This is a genomic window from Xanthomonas nasturtii (assembly GCF_023337365.3).
Classification (GTDB): Bacteria; Pseudomonadota; Gammaproteobacteria; order Xanthomonadales; family Xanthomonadaceae; genus Xanthomonas; species Xanthomonas nasturtii.
In genome coordinates, this window is sequence record NZ_CP142084.2 from 18125 (window position 1) to 35841 (window position 17717).

At 63.9% G+C, this 17717-nt stretch carries 14 protein-coding genes and 1 other RNA gene; 5 read left to right on the plus strand and 10 right to left on the minus strand.

Features of this window, described 5'->3' with window-relative positions; genetic code table 11:
- Positions 1-92 precede the first annotated feature (92 nt).
- Entirely contained in the window at positions 93-1433 is a 1341-nt protein-coding gene (locus M3O59_RS00090) for an outer membrane protein transport protein (protein WP_064629532.1), read from the minus strand.
- A 218-nt stretch (positions 1434-1651) separates the two neighbouring features.
- On the opposite strand from M3O59_RS00090, the gene M3O59_RS00095 reads away from it, so the two are divergent.
- Positions 1652-2344, plus strand: a complete 693-nt coding sequence (locus tag M3O59_RS00095) for a rhomboid family intramembrane serine protease (protein ID WP_064629529.1) — start codon at positions 1652-1654, stop codon at positions 2342-2344.
- Positions 2345-2454: 110 nt separating this feature from the next.
- A complete protein-coding gene (locus M3O59_RS00100) occupies positions 2455-2775 on the plus strand; it encodes a DUF1820 family protein (protein WP_116906824.1) in 321 nt (106 codons plus the stop codon).
- Between the two features lie 359 nt (positions 2776-3134).
- On the opposite strand, the gene M3O59_RS00105 is transcribed toward M3O59_RS00100, so the two are convergent.
- Positions 3135-4643, minus strand: coding sequence for a S41 family peptidase (locus M3O59_RS00105; protein WP_116906825.1), 1509 nt, complete (start codon positions 4641-4643; stop codon positions 3135-3137).
- A gap of 178 nt (positions 4644-4821) precedes the next feature.
- Entirely contained in the window at positions 4822-6120 is a 1299-nt protein-coding gene (locus M3O59_RS00110) for a murein hydrolase activator EnvC family protein (protein ID WP_181920666.1), read from the minus strand.
- 97 nt (positions 6121-6217) lie between these two features.
- On the opposite strand from M3O59_RS00110, the gene M3O59_RS00115 reads away from it, so the two are divergent.
- A complete protein-coding gene (locus M3O59_RS00115; RefSeq protein ID WP_116906826.1) occupies positions 6218-6817 on the plus strand; it encodes a DUF4097 family beta strand repeat-containing protein in 600 nt (199 codons plus the stop codon).
- Between the two features lie 145 nt (positions 6818-6962).
- Positions 6963-8771 carry a M28 family metallopeptidase gene (locus tag M3O59_RS00120; protein ID WP_116906827.1) on the plus strand — a complete coding sequence of 603 codons (1809 nt, stop codon included), beginning with the start codon at positions 6963-6965 and terminating at the stop codon, positions 8769-8771.
- Here M3O59_RS00120 and M3O59_RS00125 read toward each other — a convergent pair.
- The 6 genes from M3O59_RS00125 to M3O59_RS00150 all read right to left on the minus strand — a co-directional run bounded on the left by M3O59_RS00125 (position 8766) and on the right by M3O59_RS00150 (position 15688).
- A non-coding RNA gene (locus M3O59_RS00125) (sX9 sRNA) lies at positions 8766-8842 on the minus strand. The two genes, M3O59_RS00120 and M3O59_RS00125, sit on opposite strands and share 6 nt — an antisense overlap.
- 405 nt (positions 8843-9247) lie before the next feature.
- Positions 9248-9694, minus strand: a complete 447-nt coding sequence (locus M3O59_RS00130; protein WP_147308585.1) for a PepSY domain-containing protein — start codon at positions 9692-9694, stop codon at positions 9248-9250.
- A gap of 256 nt (positions 9695-9950) precedes the next feature.
- Positions 9951-11309 (minus strand): IS5 family transposase, encoded by a 1359-nt coding sequence (locus tag M3O59_RS00135; protein WP_330462279.1) that lies wholly within the window; start codon positions 11307-11309, stop codon positions 9951-9953.
- A 188-nt stretch (positions 11310-11497) separates the two neighbouring features.
- Positions 11498-12613, minus strand: coding sequence for a glycoside hydrolase family 5 protein (locus M3O59_RS00140; protein ID WP_116906725.1), 1116 nt, complete (start codon positions 12611-12613; stop codon positions 11498-11500).
- Between the two features lie 448 nt (positions 12614-13061).
- Positions 13062-14057, minus strand: a complete 996-nt coding sequence (locus tag M3O59_RS00145) for a glycoside hydrolase family 5 protein (RefSeq protein ID WP_181920658.1) — start codon at positions 14055-14057, stop codon at positions 13062-13064.
- A gap of 557 nt (positions 14058-14614) precedes the next feature.
- A complete protein-coding gene (locus tag M3O59_RS00150; RefSeq protein ID WP_064629512.1) occupies positions 14615-15688 on the minus strand; it encodes a glycoside hydrolase family 5 protein in 1074 nt (357 codons plus the stop codon).
- A gap of 309 nt (positions 15689-15997) precedes the next feature.
- Between M3O59_RS00150 and M3O59_RS00155 the strand changes: the two genes are divergently transcribed.
- Entirely contained in the window at positions 15998-17056 is a 1059-nt protein-coding gene (locus tag M3O59_RS00155; protein WP_116906727.1) for an NAD(P)-dependent alcohol dehydrogenase, read from the plus strand.
- Between the two features lie 83 nt (positions 17057-17139).
- Here M3O59_RS00155 and M3O59_RS00160 read toward each other — a convergent pair whose 3' ends face one another.
- The gene (locus tag M3O59_RS00160) at positions 17140-17679 is read right to left on the minus strand and encodes a hypothetical protein (protein WP_349756894.1); all 540 of its coding nucleotides are present in this window, start codon (positions 17677-17679) and stop codon (positions 17140-17142) included.
- Positions 17680-17717: the final 38 nt, after the last annotated feature.

Sequence of the window (17717 nt, forward strand, 5' to 3'; positions counted from 1 at the left end):
ATGGATGGCGACGCGGTTGGCCGTGCAACGGCACGCCAAAGAAAAACCCCGCCGAAGCGGGGTTTCTGATCACACGATGCGGAGTGCGACGATCAGAACTTGTAGTTGATCGAAGCGGCCAGGATGTTGCCCTGCACATCGTAGCTACCCGCCAGACGATCGCCGGTGGCGCTGCGGCTGTCGGTGGTTGGGTCGCTGACAAACAGATGGGTGTAACCGAAGTTGTATTCGGCCTGCTGCGACGGACGCCAGCTCAAACCCAGCGAGACCCACTTGCGGCTGGCATCGGGCACGCGCACGTCGCGGTGCTCGGCGGTGGTCGGGGTCTGGTCGTAGGCCAGGCCGCCACGCAGGGTCAGCGTCTCGCTCATGCGGTAGTCGGCACCGATCGAGGCGAAGGTGGTGTCGCGGTAGGAGAAGTCCAGCACGCTGTCGGGCTGATTGGAGGCGAAGTCCACGGTCACCTGGTCGAACTTGCTCCAGGCGGTGCGGGTGACGTCGGCCATGATCGACCACTGCTCGTTCACGTTATGCGTGAAGCTGGCGGTGGCGCTAGCCGGCAGCGTGACGGTGGCACGGCCCTTGGTGTCGATGAAGGTGCCCGGTGCGGCGACGCTCAGCACGGCAGCGGCGTTAGGCGGGGTGGTGAAGTCGGCATCGCCGTCGGTGATCTTGTGTTCCACTTCCGAGCGGTAGCTGAAGCCGATGTGGGTGTTCTCGTCGATGCTGAACAAGCCACCCAGGGTAAAGCCCACTTCGGTGCTGTTGCCCTTGATGCGCGAGTAACCGTCAGCGCTGCCCGGTGCGAAGCCCGGCGCGCGGCGCGCGGCCAGAATGCTGCCGAAATCCACCGCGTTGGCAAGGTCGATATCCAGACGCTCGGCGAATACCGAGGCGCCAAAGGACACATACGGGTTCACGTCGTAGGAGAACGCGACATTGAAGTCGATCGCCTGCAGCTCGGTCTTGGTGCCGTGGTAGCGGCCCACCCAGTCACGGCCGTAGTCGGTCTTGAAGCCGAACGGCACGGTGAGCGAGGTGCCCAGGTGCATGTTGTCGTTCTCGCCGAACGGCAGGTGGAAATACATCGCCGGAACCGGCGCAATCATGCCGGCGTCGCCGCCGTCGCCGCCGGAGACCGGGGCGCCGTTGGCATAGGTGCCGCTCTCGGGCTTGAACTTGGCCGAGAAATGGATGGCGCTGACGTCGGCCTGGAACATGCGACCGTCCAGCTGGCGCATGCCGGCCGGGTTGTTGACGATAATCGAGGCATCGTCCGGGGCGCTGCCCGCACCTGCGAATGCGCGGCCGAGGCCCTTGGCGCTGTTTTCCTTCAGCTGGAATGCGGCGCCGTGCGCCTGGCCAACGGCCAGAACGCCAGCGATACCAACGGCCAACAGGGTGGCGCGGCTCAGAGTGGAAGCGGTAGACATGAGTTGTAGCTCTCCGGATAAAGACTGCAATGGTCGGTTCAGCGCCCGCGCCCAGCACCAATCCAGTGCCTGGGGCGCGCCGGAGACCCCCCCCCGACATACGACGCCGTACGCAGTATACCCACCTCGATTAACCGAACAATAACGACTTTCGTCCTGAACACGCGGTTGAGTTGGGGTTGGGTTCAGTCCCGTGGACCAGCTATTGTGCGACTCCGATGTTCGTCTCCCTCCCCTCCCGCAAGAAGCCCACCCGGCGCTGGGCGGTGCCGCTGTTGTTCACCACGGTGTGGCTGGCCTACCTGTGGTCGATCAGCCGGCCCGGCGAAGCGCGCAATACGCTGTGGCTGGACTGGGGCGCGCTGTCCAGCGGCGTCTCCAACCTGGGCGACTGGTGGGCGACCTTGCGCGATGGCAGCGTGCTGCGCTTGTTCACGGCGCTGTTCCTGCATGCCGACTGGTCGCATCTGCTCGGCAATCTGGTGTTTTTGCTGATCTTCGGGCTGCCGGCCGAGCGCATCCTGGGCCCGTGGCGCCTGCTGCTGCTGTTTCTGGTCGGCGGTGCGGCCTCTAACCTGGCGGCGATCTTTGCGATCGGCACGCCGGACCGGGTGATCATCGGTGCCTCGGGCGCGGTGTCGGCGTTGATCGGCACCTATCTGGCGTTGTTTCCCGGCGCCAAGCTGGGCGTGGTGCTGCCGCTGGGCGTATTTCTGGAATTTATCCGCGTCCCGGCGCCGTTGCTGATCGGCGCCTGGGCGATCCTGCAGGTGGTGTTCGCCTATATCGGCCCGGCCTTCGGCATGGTGGCGTGGTCGGCGCACATCGCCGGCTTCCTGTTCGGCATCGTCTACGGGCTGTATGTGCGCGCGGCCATCGCGCGACGGCTGCGCAAGCGCCACGGGTTCTGAGGAACACAGCGCGCCTCGCCGAGCAAGCAGGTTTTGATCGATACGCGCCGCGGCACCAGCGCACGCATGTTCGGGCGACGGCGGTCAGGCGCGCGCCTATAATCGGGCGCATGTCCAAGCCTCTGTACAAAGTCACCTTCCTCAATCACGGCAAGGTGTACGAGCTCTACGCGCGTGAGGTCACCGGCAGCCATCTGTGGGGCTTCAACCAGATCGGCGAGCTGGTGTTCGACGTGCACGACGGGCTGGTGGTGGACCCCACCGAAGAACGCCTGCGCGAAGAGTTCGGCAACACCAAGACCTTGTACCTGCCGATGCAGAGCATCGTGCGCATCGAAGAAGTCGAGAAAAAAGGCCAGTCGGTGATTCGCGATGCCACCACCGGCGACAAGGTGGTGACGCCGTTCCCCCCGCCGATCAAGCCACGCTGATGCGCATTGTGGTGCCCGACGACTATCAGCGCGCCGTCGCGCAGCTGCCCTGCCTGCAGCGGATGCAGGACCATCAGGTGTAGGGCGTTGGGTGAGGATCCCGACGCGCGCGATGCGCTACCGGTGCACGTTGTGGCGATTCGGGAAGGCATTCGCAACCGCGCCCTTTCCTGCAGCGCAGAGCCTTGGATGATCGAAGCGCGTGTGACCGATAATGCGATGAGCGAAGCGGCGCGTCTGCACCGACCGCCGCGATCGCTGTGCAGGCACATGAGGCCTAGGACTGCCTGCCCGTGCTCACGCAGCGGGTGAGATTCACCCGCTGCGTGGACGCCGATCATTCCGCGGTGCTGAGGTGATCATTTGGCTGGTTCGGCCGGCTTGGGCTTGGCTGCCGGCGACGCCGGCTGTGCCGGTTCGGCTGGTGCGGCGTTGCCCGCAGGTTCGGCCGCTTTGGGCTTGTCGGTGGCTGCCGGGCGCGCGGTTGCCGGCTTCGGCTCGGCTGCGGCCTTGGCCGCCCTCGCCTTCTGTGCGGCCTGGGCCTTGGCCTTGCGTGCGGCTTGCGCCTTGGCCGCCGAGCCGGGCTGCTTGAGTTCGGCCAGGGCCGCGGCGATCGGGCCATCGCCCGGCAGCACGTCGCCGGCGCTATAGCCCTCTTCGCCTTCGGCATCGCCACGCAGATGGCCCGGCAAGGTGGCTTCGCTGTAGTCGGTCAGGCTGGCCGGCAGATCGGTATCGCCAGGCTGCGATTCGGGGGTGAGCAGCACTTCCGGCACGATGCCGCTGGCCTGGATCGACTTGCCGCTGGGCGTGTAATAACGCGCGGTGGTGAGCTTGACCGAATCGCCGTTATCCAGCGGCAGCACGGTCTGCACCGAGCCCTTGCCGAAGGTGCGGCTGCCGATGATGCGTGCGCGCTGGTTGTCGCGTAGCGCGCCGGCCAGCACCTCGGAGGCGCTGGCCGAGCCGGCGTCCACCAGCACGACCACCGGCACGCTCCCGAGCAGATCGCCCGGTGTGGCATCGAACTTGGCATCGCTGATCGAGATGCGGCCGCGGGTGCTGACGATGTTGCCCTTGTCGAGCAGATCGTCTGCCACCTGCACCGCCGAAGTCAGCAGACCGCCGGGGTTGCTGCGCAGATCCAGCACCAGCCCGCGCAGTTTTCCGCCGGACTGCAGCTGTTTGAGGTTTTTCTGGAAATCGGCACCGGTGTCGGCCTGGAAGGTGCTGATGCGGATGTAGCCGTAGCCCGGTTCCAGCAGCTTGCTGCGCACGCTGGCCACGCGGATGGTCTCGCGCTGCAGGGTGACGTCGAACGGCTTGGGCGTCTTCTCGCGCAGGATTGTCAGGGTGACCTTGCTGCCGGATTCGCCACGCAGCGGCTCCATCGCCTTGCTGGCATCGATCGGCTTGCCGTCGATGGCCACGATGACATCGCCTGCGCGAATGCCGGCGCGTGCGGCCGGGGTGTCGTCGATCGGCGCGATCACCTTGAGCGTGTTGTCCTGTTGCTGCAGCAGCTCCACGCCGATGCCGTCGTAGGCGCCGTTGGCCTGTTCGTCGAAGGCTTCGGCATCTTCCTTGTCGAAATAGGTGCTGTGCGGGTCCAGGTCCGAGAGCAGCCCGCGTACTGCGGCGTGCATCAGCTTCTTGTCTTCGACCGGGTCCACGTAAGCCTGCTTGACCGCGTTGTACACCGCCACGAAGCGGCGGATCTCGTCCAGCGGCACCTTGGAGACAGCGGCTTCATTGGCTTCCGGATCGTCCGCGGTGGCCTGGACGGCAGCGGGGCCGGCCTTTTGCGCCCAAACGGGCGACGCGAACAGGGCCAGCGACAGGGCAACGGACAGGACGGCTACGCGCATGAAGCACTCCGACAAAGAGATAAGGCGCCCCGCACCGCGGAGCTGACCGGATTATGCGCGAAGCTGCGGTAAATCCGCGTTGAATCGCGGGCGTGCCACGCAGGCAGTTCGATGGTGGCCAGCTGGCAAGGCAGGGCAGAGCCGCAGGGCGGTGAGCGCAGTCGTTTTGTCTGCCGCTCTAACGCCGCTGCAACCAGCTCGATGGATCCACCGGTTGCCCGTTGCGACGCAATTCGAAATACAGCGCCGGCACGCCCTGCCCGCCCGAACTGCCGACCTTGGCCACCGCTTCGCCACGTTTGATGGCCGCACCGGCATCGCGCAACAAGGTGTCGTTGTGCGCGTACAGGCTCATATAGCCGTTGCCGTGGTCCACGATCAGGATCATGCCGTAGCCGGTCATCCAGTCGGAAAACACCACCGTGCCATCGGCCACTGCGGTGACCGTGGTGCCCTTGGGCGCGCCGATCAGCACGCCCTTGCTGGTGTGGCCATCGGGCAAGGTGGCATTGAAGCGTGCCAGCAGATTGCCCGACACCGGCCAGCTCAGCCCACCGACCTTGGGCGCCGGTGCAGTGGCGACCACTCTGGGCGGCGTCTTGCCGGGGCGCTCGGGGCGCTCGGTTTTGCCGCGTTTTGCCTGCGCGGCGGCTTCGGCAGCGGTGCGTTTGGCGGCGGCGCGACGTTCGGCCTCGGCCTTGGCCGCAGCCGCACGCAGATTGGCGAGCAGCCGCTCCAGCGACTTGGCATCCTGGCCCAGCGCCTTTTCGCGTTCGGCGCGTTGTTTGTAGCGGTCGTCCAGTTGCGCGACGGTGGCCGCCTGCTGCGAGCGATCCTTCTGCAACGTCGCGGCCTGCGCCTTTTGCTGCGCGCGCGCCGCATCCAGCGCCTGGCGCCGCGTGGCGATGTCCTGTTCCACTTTCGCCAGGGCATCCAGTTGCGTGGTCAAGGCGTGGATGCGCTGCGCACGCGCGTTCTGCACGTAGCGGTGGTCGGCCAGCATGCGCGTGGCATCGCCCACCGTGTCCTGCGACAGCAGCACCTTCAACGGCGCATTGCGGCCTACCTGGTCGGCAGCGCGCAACAACGCCGCCAGCTGCGTGCGCTGGCGCTGCAGGCCGCGCTGCAATTGCGCGCGCTCCTGCTGCAGGGTGGAAAGGTGGGCTTCCTGGGTGCGCATCGCAGTTTCGGTCTCGCTCAACGCGCGTGCGGTCTTGGCCACTTTCTCGTCGGCCTGGCGCAACTGCTGCGCAGCGGTGCCGCGCTTGCCTTCCAGGTCGCGCCGATCGGCGCTGATGGTCTTGAGCTCATCGCGCAGCTGCTGCAATTTGCGCTCGGTCTCGCGCTGGCTTTGCGCGCTGGCGCTGGCGCTGCCCAGCAGCGTGCAGGCCAGCACACCCGCTGCCAGCCACATCCGTCCACGGCCGGTGGACGGAGCGAGCGGCAGGCGCGGCAGCGGTGCGGACGAAGGGGGCAACGAAAGATCCAGTGACTTCAGGCAGGTGCGCGATTGTAGCCAAGCATGGTGTGATCGCCGCCACGCCCCAGAAAACCGCCGCCGCGCGAGGTTCAGCATGAAGTCCCAACTTCTTCTCCTGGCACTGTCCCTGGTCTGCACGAGCGCCTGGGCCGACGAGGGCATCAGCAAGGTCAACGGCCGCATCAGTGCCGAGGCCGGCAAGACCTATGGTTCCCTGGACACGGTCAACGGCTCGATCGAAATCGGCGCCGGTGCGCAGACCAATACCGTGGAAACCGTCAACGGCGGTATCCGCATCGGCGACAACGCGCGTACCGGCGGGCTGGAAACCGTCAACGGCAGCATCCTCGCCGAGCGCGGCAGCCAGATCAGTGGCGGGATGGAAACCGTCAACGGCAGCATCGGCCTGGTGGGAACCGAGCTCGGCAAGGGCATCGAGACGGTCAATGGCGACATCACGGTGGGGGTCGACTCGCACGTGCGTGGCGGCATCGAAGTGACCAAGCCGAACTTCGGTTTTTCGTTCCAGCCCTCGCGCAAGCCGCGCGTGGTGATCGGCCCGGATGCGGTGGTGGATGGACCGCTGCGGTTCGAGCGCGAGGTCAACCTGTACGTGCATCGCAGCGCCAAGATCGGCGCGGTGAGCGGTGCTACCGCGCGCAGCTTCGACAGCGACGTGGCGCCGAAGGACTGACGCATCCGGCACGCGCGGGTGTGCGTCGAGGGCGTTTGCTCCGGCGCCCTGGCCGGCGTGCAGGAAGCAGCGCGTGCTGCCGCGCGCTCACCTCAACCTCCCGCGCACGCTCTAAGATCGGAATTCCGCCACCCGAGGAGTTCCGATGCCCCGCAAGATCCTGTTGTGCCTGGCCGCGACGCTGGCCCTGGCCGGCTGCAAACGCGAACCCGCCGATGCGCCCCGCGTGGCTGACACGCAGACGCCGGCCGATAGCGCGCCCAGCGCGCCGGTCAGCCGGCATGCCTTCTCGCCGGAGCTGACCAGCGGCGACTTCGCCGAACTGGTCAAGACGCTGGCCTCGGACGATTTTGAAGGGCGCGGCCCGGGCACGCCGGGCGAAGAAAAGACCGTGACCTACATCCGCGACCAGATGCAGCGCATCGGCTTGCAGCCGGGCAATGGCGACAGCTGGTTCCAGGATGTGCCGATGGTGGAAACCACCGCCGATGCGGCCACCGCACCGAGCCTGCGCAGCGGCGAGCAGACCCGCACCCTGGCCTTCGGCACCGACATCGTGGTCGGCACCCGCACCGGCCAGCCGGAGGTCAAGCTGGACAACAGCGAGCTGGTGTTCGTCGGCTATGGCGTGGATGCGCCCGAGCAGCAATGGAACGATTACGCCGGCCAGGACTGGAAAGGCAAGACGGTGGTGATGTTCGTCAACGACCCCGGCTTCCACACCGGCGATGGCAAGCTGTTCGACGGCAAGCGCATGACCTATTACGGGCGCTGGACCTATAAGTTCGAGGAAGCTGCACGCAAGGGCGCGGTTGCCGCATTGATCGTGCACGACACGCCCGGCGCAAGCTACGGCTGGGACGTGGTGAAAAATTCCTGGGCCGGCCCGCAATACGATCTGCCGGCCAAGGACGACCCGGACCCGCGCCTGCCGGTGCAGGGCTGGATCAGCGCCGACACTGCCAAGCAGTTGTTCGCCAATGCCGGGCTGGATCTGGCGCAGGCCTACAAGGACGCCAGCAAGCGCGGCTTCAAGCCGGTGCCGTTGAAGGCCAACTGGTCGGTGGACCTGAAGAGCGCCATCGCGCAAAAGACCTCGCGCAACGTGGTCGGCGTGTTGCCCGGCAGCAGCCACGCCGACGAGGCGGTGCTGTACATGGCGCACTGGGACCACCTGGGCAAGCATCCGGGCGAGACCGGCGACAATATCTACAACGGCGCGGTGGACAACGCCACCGGTGTGGCCGGCATCCTGGAAATTGCCGATGCCTTTGCGCACCAGGACCCCAAGCCGGCGCGCTCGGTGGTGTTTGTGGCGGTGACGCTGGAAGAATCCGGCTTGCTTGGTTCCAAGTACTACGTGGCCAACCCGAGCTTCCCGCTGGACAAGATTGCCGCGGTGATCAACCTGGATGCGATGTCGGTGGCCGGGCGCGCGCGCGATGTTACCGTGGTCGGCATGGGCAGCTCGGAACTGGAAGACATCCTCAAGCCGATCGCCGCGATGCAAGGCCGCACCCTGCATGCCGAAGCCACACCGCAAAGCGGCTCGTACTTCCGCTCGGACCACTTCAACTTCGCCAAGGCCGGTGTGCCGGCGCTGTATGCCGATGGCGGCGAAGACCTGCGCGAGGGCGGCACTGCCGCCGGACGTGCCGCCGCCGAGGACTATGGACGCCACCGCTATCACGCCCCTGGCGACGAATACGACGCGGCCACCTGGAAGCTTGATGGCACCATCGAAGACCTGCAGGTGGTGTACGGCGTGGGCAAGGAGGTCGCAGCCGGCGAACGTTGGCCCAACTGGTACCCCGGCAACCCGTTCAAGGCCGCGCGCGACCGCATGATGGCCGGCAAGCCTGCAGCCACCGCGGCGAGTGCGCCTTCGGCCGATGCCGCGCCTGGCGACACAGGCACGGCGCCCACGGGTGCGAAGAAGGCCAAGAGCGACTGACCACACGTAGCGAGCCGTCGTCAGCTGGGCGCGGACGGCGCGCGCAGACCCGGAGGGTGTGCGTGGTGTCTGAGGCTTCCGAGCACTGGCCACGAGTGGCTGGTAGCTCCAGTCGTTTGATGAGCCGCTCCACGTCCACACGCGCAAGCCCATCGCTGCGGCCTGCTGCTGCAGTACTGACGCGTGGTGGGCGATGCAGCCGCAGCGTGAGGGCATTGCGGGGAATGCGGGACCACCTATCGCACAAAGGGCCTCCAAGCGGAGGCCCTTTGCGTTGCTGGGTCAGGTGAGGCACTTGGCTGATCGCCAGCTTGTGCAATGCCGACGCGATTTCGCGCTACCGGCGATTGGCGGCATCTGCCGCGACGCGCCAGCCTACCAAATGGCAGCCCGGTAACCGCCGCGTCTGCGCATGCACCTGCAACGACCGACCTGCCCTACCCGCTTGTCAGCGTACAGACGCGAGGCGTGCGCCCTCAATCGCCATCGACGCTCACCACGTGTCCGTCTTCCGGATCGACATGCAGCTCGACTTTTTGCGCATTGCGCTTGGCATCGGCCTTCCATAGGCCGTCCTTGAACTTGAGGTCGTGCACATCGCTATAGCCCCCCGTGGACAGCGACGCGCGGACGTCGGCTTCGCTGAACTTGGACGTGGTCTGGTCGCCGTAGACGCGGCCGGTGACCGGGTCGATGTGCACATCCACATCCTTGCCATCGCCGCTACGCGCGTCCGCCGTCCACACGCCATGCTCGAACTTGACGTCGTGCACCTTGGTGTAGCCCTTTGCGGTGAGCATGCTGGTGACCTCGACGGAGGTCAGCGCCTTGGCCGGTTTGTCGGCCGCCGCCTGAGCAAACGCGCCCTGCGCTGCCAGTGCCAGTGCGCCGATCAGTGCGGTCTTCATCAATCGATGTGCCATGAGAATGCTCCTGCAGTGAAGTGCGCTCATGCTGGCGGGCGTGCTATCGCTATCAGGTGAAAACACCCAAGCAATCGGGAGAAAAGTTCAGTTAGCTGAAATGCCAGGGCGCGCATTCACCTGCGATGCACGCTTTCTTTACATTGCGAATCGTTGTCATGGTCGAGCACGCATCGACAATCTTCTGCCCGCAACTGGCCTACCGGGCAATGGTCGCTGACGATCTCGCGCATTAGTCGCCCCTGAAAAACCCCCTTCAAGCACCAAAGGTCAGCGGCGACCGGTGCGCCAGGCTCAAGGATGCCCCTGCCATCGCCTGCAACCAGGCACGCAAAAAGGCGATCCAGCGCATCAGCCAGCGCAGGTTGTAGCCGGCGGCGCAGCCGAGCACGTGCAGTGCATCGCCTTGGGCACCCTTTAGATAACAGCGATTCAAGCGGCAGTCCTGTTTCAGATGTCCAATCACCGGCTCCACCGCTTGCCGGCGTTTGATCCAGCTCCATTGCCGTCGTGTCAGCGTCTTGGCCTTGCCGCGATGCAGGATCTGCACGCCATCTACCTCACGTCCGCGATACCCCAGGTCCACGATCGCTACCTGCGGGGTTACATTCACATCCTGCAGCAACCCACGCGTCTGCTCCAGCTGCTCGGCCAACGTATCGCCGTCGTAAGGATTGCCGGGAAAACTGCGCGCGCCCACGATCAAGCCTTTGCGCGCACTCACCGCAATGCCGACCTTGACGCCAAATTCGTAAGGTGTCCGTGCCTTGCCCTTGCTCATGCATTCCACTTCCGGCGCATGCAGGGCGTAGAGCTTTTGCTTGTCCTTGGGGCGTTGTGTCAACACCCGTTGTGCGCGTTCCAGCCAGACACTGATGCGCTCACGCACCAAGGGGTCCAGCTTGCGTTGCAGATCGCGTAATACGCGTCCCAGGAGCGTGCGTTGGCGTCGCAGCACCTTGTGCATGCGCTTGAACTGGCGCGCATGCGCATAGCGCCCGGCCTTGCGGCTCAAGACCGGGCCTTGCCGCGCATAGGTCTGTCGTAGTGCGATGCCGTGGCGCTTGGCCAGCAGCACCAGCTTCTTGCGCGCCACCTCCAGCAGCCGGCTGTCGGTGGGATGGGCGATCGCCTTTTCCTGCACGGTGGTGTCCACGATCACCCGCGACAACTCGCGTGCATCCACCGCCTTCATCGCATGCGCGGTGTTGATCGTGTGCGCCAATAGCTCTTCCATGCCCGCTTCGCCCAGACGCTGTCGCCAACGTGTCAGGGAACTGGGATCGCACGGCAAGCAGGTCTGGAATACCACCTCGCCGGTGAAGAACTGCCAGTACGGATTTTCCAGCCAGCGCTCGCATACGGCCTCGTCGGACAGGTCGTAGGCGTGCTTGAGGTAGAGCAGCCCGGCGATCAGACGCATCGGCAGGCCGGGCCGTCCGCCGCTGGCAGTTGTGGCCGGCAATCGCGGCAATAGCGCCTGCTCCAACGCACTCCACGGCAGCCGATGGCTCAGCTGAACCAGTGGATGGCGCAGGTCGATCTGGTTTTCCAGACGCGAACGAAACAACTCATCGGCAGGCAACTGCTCGGCGGCAGGACGGCGTGTACGCATGGGCGAAAACTGCCAGAAACCAGCGCGTACAGTAACGAAAACTGGCAGTTCCAGCACGCCGAAAATGCGGGGGACGCCCTGCAATGGATGTGGTTTGGGGGTTTTTCAGGGGCGACGCATTACTCGCAGCACGCATACGAAATGCGTCCAACAAAAAAAGCCGCCTTGTGGCGGCTTGGTGCTTTGCATCAGCGTGCAGTGCGTGCAGTGGCTTTACTTGCGGCAGCGGTACGCGCTGCTGCGGCAACCGGTGCACGCGTGGCGCGTGCGGCCTGCGGCGAGAGGATCGACATCTGTGGCTTGTCGGTGCCGTCCTTGTTGGGATGCACGTTGTACGAATAGGTGATGTTCCACCACGAGCCAGCGGCCCACCAGGTCCAGCCCAGCCACACATCGGCGTTGGTTTCCATGTGCGCCAGCATGCCTTGCAACGCCTCGTTACAGACCGGGTTATTGGCGGTGCCGAATTCGGCCAGGAACCCGCGCTTGTGGTTGGTGCGCAGCCACGCGGTGAAGTTGCGCAGCCGATCGGCGCCAATCGTGGCGCTGACACAGGTGCTGTTGGTGCCGCTGGAATCGGCATCCAGATACTGATGCACTTCGAATGCGTAGCGATTGAGCGGGTCGTCAATGGACGCCAGCGCAGTGGCGTTGGAATACCCGTCGGTGGTAGTGGAATACCAACTGTGCGCGCCGGTCCACAATGCGCCGGGGACCAGAATCAGGTTGTTGGCACCGGTCCTGCGGATTGCATCGATGGCGGCCTGGGCCGCGCCGGCCCACTCGCTGGCGGAGATGTTGTTGGGCTCATTCATCAGCCCGAAAATCACTGCATTGTCGCCGTTGAAGGCCAGTGCGAGACGACGCCACACATCGGTAAACGTCGACACCGGCACTTCCGGGCTGCCGATCTTGTAGCCGTAATATTTGGCGTAATTGTGGATGTCGATCACCAGATACATGCCGGCTGCTTTGGCGCGCGCCGCCGCCTGCTGCACCAACGCCAGCTGCGCCGGATCCAGCTCTCCGCGCGCGCTGGGTTGCAGCCGTTCCCACAGGATCGGCAGGCGAATCGTGTTCATGCCGACGCCGGCGAAATAGGTGTAATCGCTGGCCGCAGCGTACATATAGTCCTTGTTGAGGACGCCAGGCTTCTTGGAGGAGGCGAATTCGGCGCCCGACAGATTGACCCCGGCGTAGGTCAGCGCGCGCGTTTGCGCGTGGGCGAGCGGCAGGCTGCCGATCACGAGGAAGAGCAGCGCAGATCGCACAAGCGTGCGCAGCGAAAAAGACATAGCAGACATGAAACAACTCCTTCAACGACGGGGGAGATGCATGCACTGCCTGCGCGTTGTGCGCGATAATGCTGCACTCGCCTGAGTTAATGCATGTGCTGTGCCCAATCATTGCGCATAGCGAACGAAGCGCCAATCTGAGACGTGTATCGCAGTCGCATCGAATAAATACGCTCTTACGTCGGATATACCGCCCAGATGCACGCAGAAAGACGCAGCATTACCGCGCTAGCGCCGAGTTCGTTGCCGCACTGTCGACTTTGTGGCGTATGGAAGTGCTCGCCGTCAGTGGCATGACGTCATCTCTATGACGCCATGCCGTTTTGAATCACCGGGAAAGCGATAGGTAATAGCCAGGTGGATGCCGATCGCTTGGCTGGAACCGGTATACGAACAATGTGTTCAAATCGATCTGCAGTCGCGCCCGCCTGGGTTTCGCGTCGTGATGGTGCCGCGCTTAATCGGTAATTCGTCGTGCGCGTGGGCTCAATATCGACATCTGCGGCTTGTCGCGCCCTTGCGCATCCGGGTGCACGTTGAATGGATACGCCCCGTTCCACCATGCGCCTGCTGCCCACCAGGACCAGCCCAGCCAGACGTCGCTGTTGGATTCGATGTAACCCAGCATGCCGTTGAGTGCACGATTGCAGGTGGCGCTGTTGCCGGTGCCGAATTCGCCCAGAAACCCGCGTTTTTTGTTCAACCGCAGCCATTCGGTGAAGCTGCGCAACCGCTCGGCGCCGACGGTGGCGCTGACGCAATCGCCGCTGGTGCCGCTGGAATCGCTATCCAGGTACTGATGCGCTTCGATGGCATAGCGATCGAGTGGGTCGCGAATGGAGGCAAGCGCGACCGCATTGGATTGCCCGGCCACCGTGGAGTACCAGCTGTGCGCGCCCGTCCATAACGCACCGGGCACCAGAATCAGATTAGTGGCGCCGGTTTTGCGAATCGTGTCGATCGATGCTTGTGCAGCCGTTGCCCACGATTGCGGATTGATGTCGTAAGGCTCGTTCATCAGCCCGAAGATCACGGCGTTGTCGCTCTTGAAGGCGATCGCCAGCCGTCGCCACAGATCGTTGAAGGTACTGATTGGCACTTTTCTGCTGCCGATGGTGTGGCCGTAATACTTGGCGTAGTTATGCACATCCACAATCAGGTACATCTTCGCCGCCTTGGCATTGGCGACCGCCTGCCGGATCAACGCCAGCTGTGCCGGGTCCAGCTCGCCGCCGGCCTTGGGCTGCAGGCGTTCCCACAGGATCGGCAAGCGAATGGTGTTCATGTGTTTGCCGGCGAAGTACGTGTATTCATTGGCCGCCGGATAGCGATAGTCGCTATTGAGCACGCCGGGTTTTTGCGAGGATTTGATTTCGGCGCCGGAGAGATTGACGCCTGCATACTTCAGGCCGGTTGTAGTTTGCGCCTGTGCCAGCGGCAGGACGCCGAGCAATAGCAAGGACAGCGCGCGGCGGTGCAGCCGGTGCATCTGCAGGGTGGGGGGCAGCATGGGGACTCCTGAGACTTCTGCGTGCGAGTGACGTGTGCAAGGACAACGCGCCGCCGCTGGCATGAATTCGACCGACATACGACAACAACGCGTCCATCACCAGACTAGGCGTATGCGCGCGTACAAACTACGGATGCAAGGTATCAATGCATCAAGCTGTGCAGTGTCTCGCAGTTATTCAGTCGGTGCGCGCACGCGTGGCGCGAAAGCAACGCGATGTGTTGCGAACGCTTCAATCGAAACGGCAGCGCAGCATGAGGTCATCAATGGCGTACTGCACATGGCGCGAATGCTGCTGTTTGTCTGCGCACTCTCTCTAGCGTTGCAGCGCTCACTTTCAATCGAGATGCGTTGCTTCATTGGAAACGCACATGCGCCATGCGTCGTGAGTCATCGTGGAAAGCACTGCGTAGGCGATCGTCTGCACGCAGACGCGTGGAAACCGCGAAAAAAAAATGGCCGCAACGCGGGTTGCGGCCACTGCATGCCTGCGGCGCAGGTTACTTGCCGGCGCGGCGCGCGTACTTGCTCAGGATCGACATCTGCGGCTTGTCGCTGCCGTCCTTGCCCGGCTGCACGGTGAAGGGGTAGTCCGGCTTCCACCACGCGCCAGCCGCCCACCAGGTCCAGCCCAGCCACACATCGCTGTTCTTTTCCATGTAGCCCAGCATGCCTTCCAGCGCCTTGTCGCAAACGGGATTGTTGGCGGTGCCGAATTCGCCCAGGAAGCCCTTCTGCTTGTTCTCGCGCAGCCACGCGGTGAAGCCGCGCAATTTTTCTTCGCCCACCGAATTGCTGGTGCACACCGGCTTGGTACCGCTGTAGTCGTTGTCCAGGTACTGATGCGCTTCGAAGGCCAGGTTGTTACCGGGGTCGTTGAGGATTTCCAGCGCCTTGGCGTTGGAAACGCCGTAGCTGGTGCTGCGCCAGCTGTGCGCGCCGGTGTACGCGGTGCCCGGCACCAGGATCAGATTCTTCGCGCCGGTCTTGCGGATCGCATTGATCGCGCCTTGTGCGGCAGTGGCCCAGTCCGGTGCGGAGATGCCGTTGGGCTCGTTCATCAGCCCGAAGATCACCGCCTTGTCGTCCTTGAACTCCAGCGCCAGCCGGCGCCACAGATCGGCCAGTGCGGCAGCGGGCACCTCGTCGGTTCCGATGCGCTTGCCGTTGTACTTGGCGTAGTTGTGCAGGTCCAGGATCAGGAACTGCTTGTTGGCCTTTGCCGCCTCCAGCGATTTCTTGATCAGCCCGAGCTGGGCCTTGTCCAGATCGCCTTTGAGCTCAGGCTGCAGGCGTTCCCACAGAAACGGCAGCCGGATCGTATTCATGCCCTTGCCGGCGAAATAGCTGAAATCCGAGGCGGACGGGTAGGTGTAGTCCTTGAACAGGGTGCCGGGCTTCTTGCGCGAATTGAACTCGGCGCCGGACAGATTGACGCCGACGTATTTCAGGCTGCTGGACTCTTTGCCGGGGCGTGCAGGTTCTTTGGCGTGGGCAAGCGGCAGCGCGGCGAGCAAGGTCAGTGCGAGTGCGGCACTGCGCAGGGATGGGAATTTCGGGGGAGAGCGGAACATGGAAGCCTCCTTCGGCATCGACGTAGGCGGCCGCAGGGGGAGGGCACGGCCAGCAGGGATGATGGTGCAGGGCAAGACGATGGCTGGTCAGCGTAGAAGCTCCGACGTTAGCGCGCCATTCACGCCGACAGCATGGATTTGATCGTGCGCAAACACCTGCGCGGCGCACCATGCCGCGCAGGTTGCATTCGCAACGGGCAGGCAAAACGCACTGTCGCAGGTGTGCGACACGCGCCTGTTTTAAGCTAGCGCGCTTACTTTTTGTCTCCTGCACTGTCGCGGGGGACGTCATGCCCCGGAGCCCCTCCCATGAGCCAAGCCCACGCCTATGCCGCCCAGGCCGCCGATCAACCGCTTGCCCCGTTCGTGTTCGAACGCCGCGCGCCCGGCCCCAACGATGTACAGATCGACATCGCCTATTGCGGCGTGTGTCACTCGGATCTGCACACCGCACGCAACGAATGGCACAACACGCTGTATCCCTCGGTACCCGGCCACGAGATCGTCGGCCGCGTCACCGCGGTAGGCGATGCAGTCACCGGCTTCAAGGTCGGCGACCTGGCTGGTGTCGGTTGCATGGTCGACAGCTGCCGCAGCTGCGCCTCCTGCCAGGAGGGCGAAGAGCAGTACTGCGAAGCCGGCTTCACCGGCACCTATAACGGCCCCATGTTCGGTGGCGGCGAAAACACCTACGGCGGTTATTCCGACCATATCGTGGTCGACCAGAAGTATGTGCTGCGCATCTCGCATACCGACAACCTGGCCGCGGTGGCGCCGCTGCTGTGCGCCGGCATCACCACCTACTCGCCGCTGGCGCACTGGAAGGTCGGCCCCGGCCAGAAGGTGGGCGTGGTCGGCCTGGGTGGCCTGGGCCACATGGCGGTGAAGATCGCCAAGGCGATGGGCGCCACCGTGGTGTTGTTCACCACCTCCGAGAGCAAGCGCGCCGACGCGCTGCGCCTGGGCGCCAGCGAAGTGGTGATTTCCAAGGACGAGGCGCAGATGGCCGCGCAGTACAACACCCTGGATTTCATCCTCAACACCGTGGCCGCGCCGCACAACCTGGACCCGTTCCTCAACGCGCTCAAGCGTGATGGCGCCATGGTGCTGGTGGGCGTGCCGGAGCAGTCGCATCCCTCGCCGAGCGTGTTCAACCTGGTGATGAAGCGCCGCACCCTGGCCGGCTCGCTGATCGGCGGCATCCGCCAGACCCAGGAAATGCTGGACTTCTGCGCCAAGCACAACATCGTCTCGGACATCGAAACGATCCGCGCCGACCAGATCAACGCCGCCTACGAGCGCATGCTCAAGAGCGACGTGAAGTACCGCTTCGTGGTCGATATGGCGACGTTGGATAAGGCGGCCTGATTCGCGATTCGGGATTCGCAATCGCACAAGACTACGCCTGCGTCTTGGTCAGACGCAGGCGCTTGGCGGTATGTTGCTCACGACTACTTGCGATTCGTGCCGAGTCCCTGTGCGGCCATAAACTGTTCCGGGTCAGGAGAAGGCAAGCGATGCTCAACGTGCGGCAAGTATCGTGATGAGTCTGGCCCCCAATCGAAGTACAGCCCGACGCCTGGCTCATCCAACTGGCTAGCTAGCGTTGGTGAGATATCAAGCTCTTGAGAAAATAACTGTTTTGCCGCTGAATCGCCGAGTAGACGAGCGTGTACGCGAAGAACATAACGACCTGACGAGAAACGGAAGGCATTACCGTCATCTGGAGTCAGGAAGTGATGGTTTGCAGCTACTCCAGTCTCACCAACATAAAGACCGCTACCTCTAACCAATTTTTCGTCGCCGTGAACCCAAATATTAAAATTTTGGCGTTTCTCAGAACGCTCGAGAGACACATGCATAGATTCGATGACCCTGCCGCGTTTAGATGTAGCGAACAATAGTGTGCGTAGGTAGATCTTGGGCAGCGCAGCGCTGTCCCCTGCGCGAGCTGCATCGGGACCAAAAAATATGACAGTCGACTGAGTCATGCGAATCGTGCCACGCCGAAAAAGCGTTAGCCATGCAG

Coding starts and splice junctions, on each gene's coding strand:
- M3O59_RS00090 (WP_064629532.1), bottom strand. CDS start 1,433: ATGTCTACCGCTTCCACTCTGAGCCGCGCCACCCTGTTGGCCGTTGGT.
- M3O59_RS00095 (WP_064629529.1), top strand. CDS start 1,652: ATGTTCGTCTCCCTCCCCTCCCGCAAGAAGCCCACCCGGCGCTGGGCG.
- M3O59_RS00100 (WP_116906824.1), top strand. CDS start 2,455: ATGTCCAAGCCTCTGTACAAAGTCACCTTCCTCAATCACGGCAAGGTG.
- M3O59_RS00105 (WP_116906825.1), bottom strand. CDS start 4,643: ATGCGCGTAGCCGTCCTGTCCGTTGCCCTGTCGCTGGCCCTGTTCGCG.
- M3O59_RS00115 (WP_116906826.1), top strand. CDS start 6,218: ATGAAGTCCCAACTTCTTCTCCTGGCACTGTCCCTGGTCTGCACGAGC.
- M3O59_RS00120 (WP_116906827.1), top strand. CDS start 6,963: ATGCCCCGCAAGATCCTGTTGTGCCTGGCCGCGACGCTGGCCCTGGCC.
- M3O59_RS00130 (WP_147308585.1), bottom strand. CDS start 9,694: ATGGCACATCGATTGATGAAGACCGCACTGATCGGCGCACTGGCACTG.
- M3O59_RS00135 (WP_330462279.1), bottom strand. CDS start 11,309: ATGCGTACACGCCGTCCTGCCGCCGAGCAGTTGCCTGCCGATGAGTTG.
- M3O59_RS00140 (WP_116906725.1), bottom strand. CDS start 12,613: ATGTCTGCTATGTCTTTTTCGCTGCGCACGCTTGTGCGATCTGCGCTG.
- M3O59_RS00150 (WP_064629512.1), bottom strand. CDS start 15,688: ATGTTCCGCTCTCCCCCGAAATTCCCATCCCTGCGCAGTGCCGCACTC.
- M3O59_RS00155 (WP_116906727.1), top strand. CDS start 15,998: ATGAGCCAAGCCCACGCCTATGCCGCCCAGGCCGCCGATCAACCGCTT.
- M3O59_RS00160 (WP_349756894.1), bottom strand. CDS start 17,679: ATGACTCAGTCGACTGTCATATTTTTTGGTCCCGATGCAGCTCGCGCA.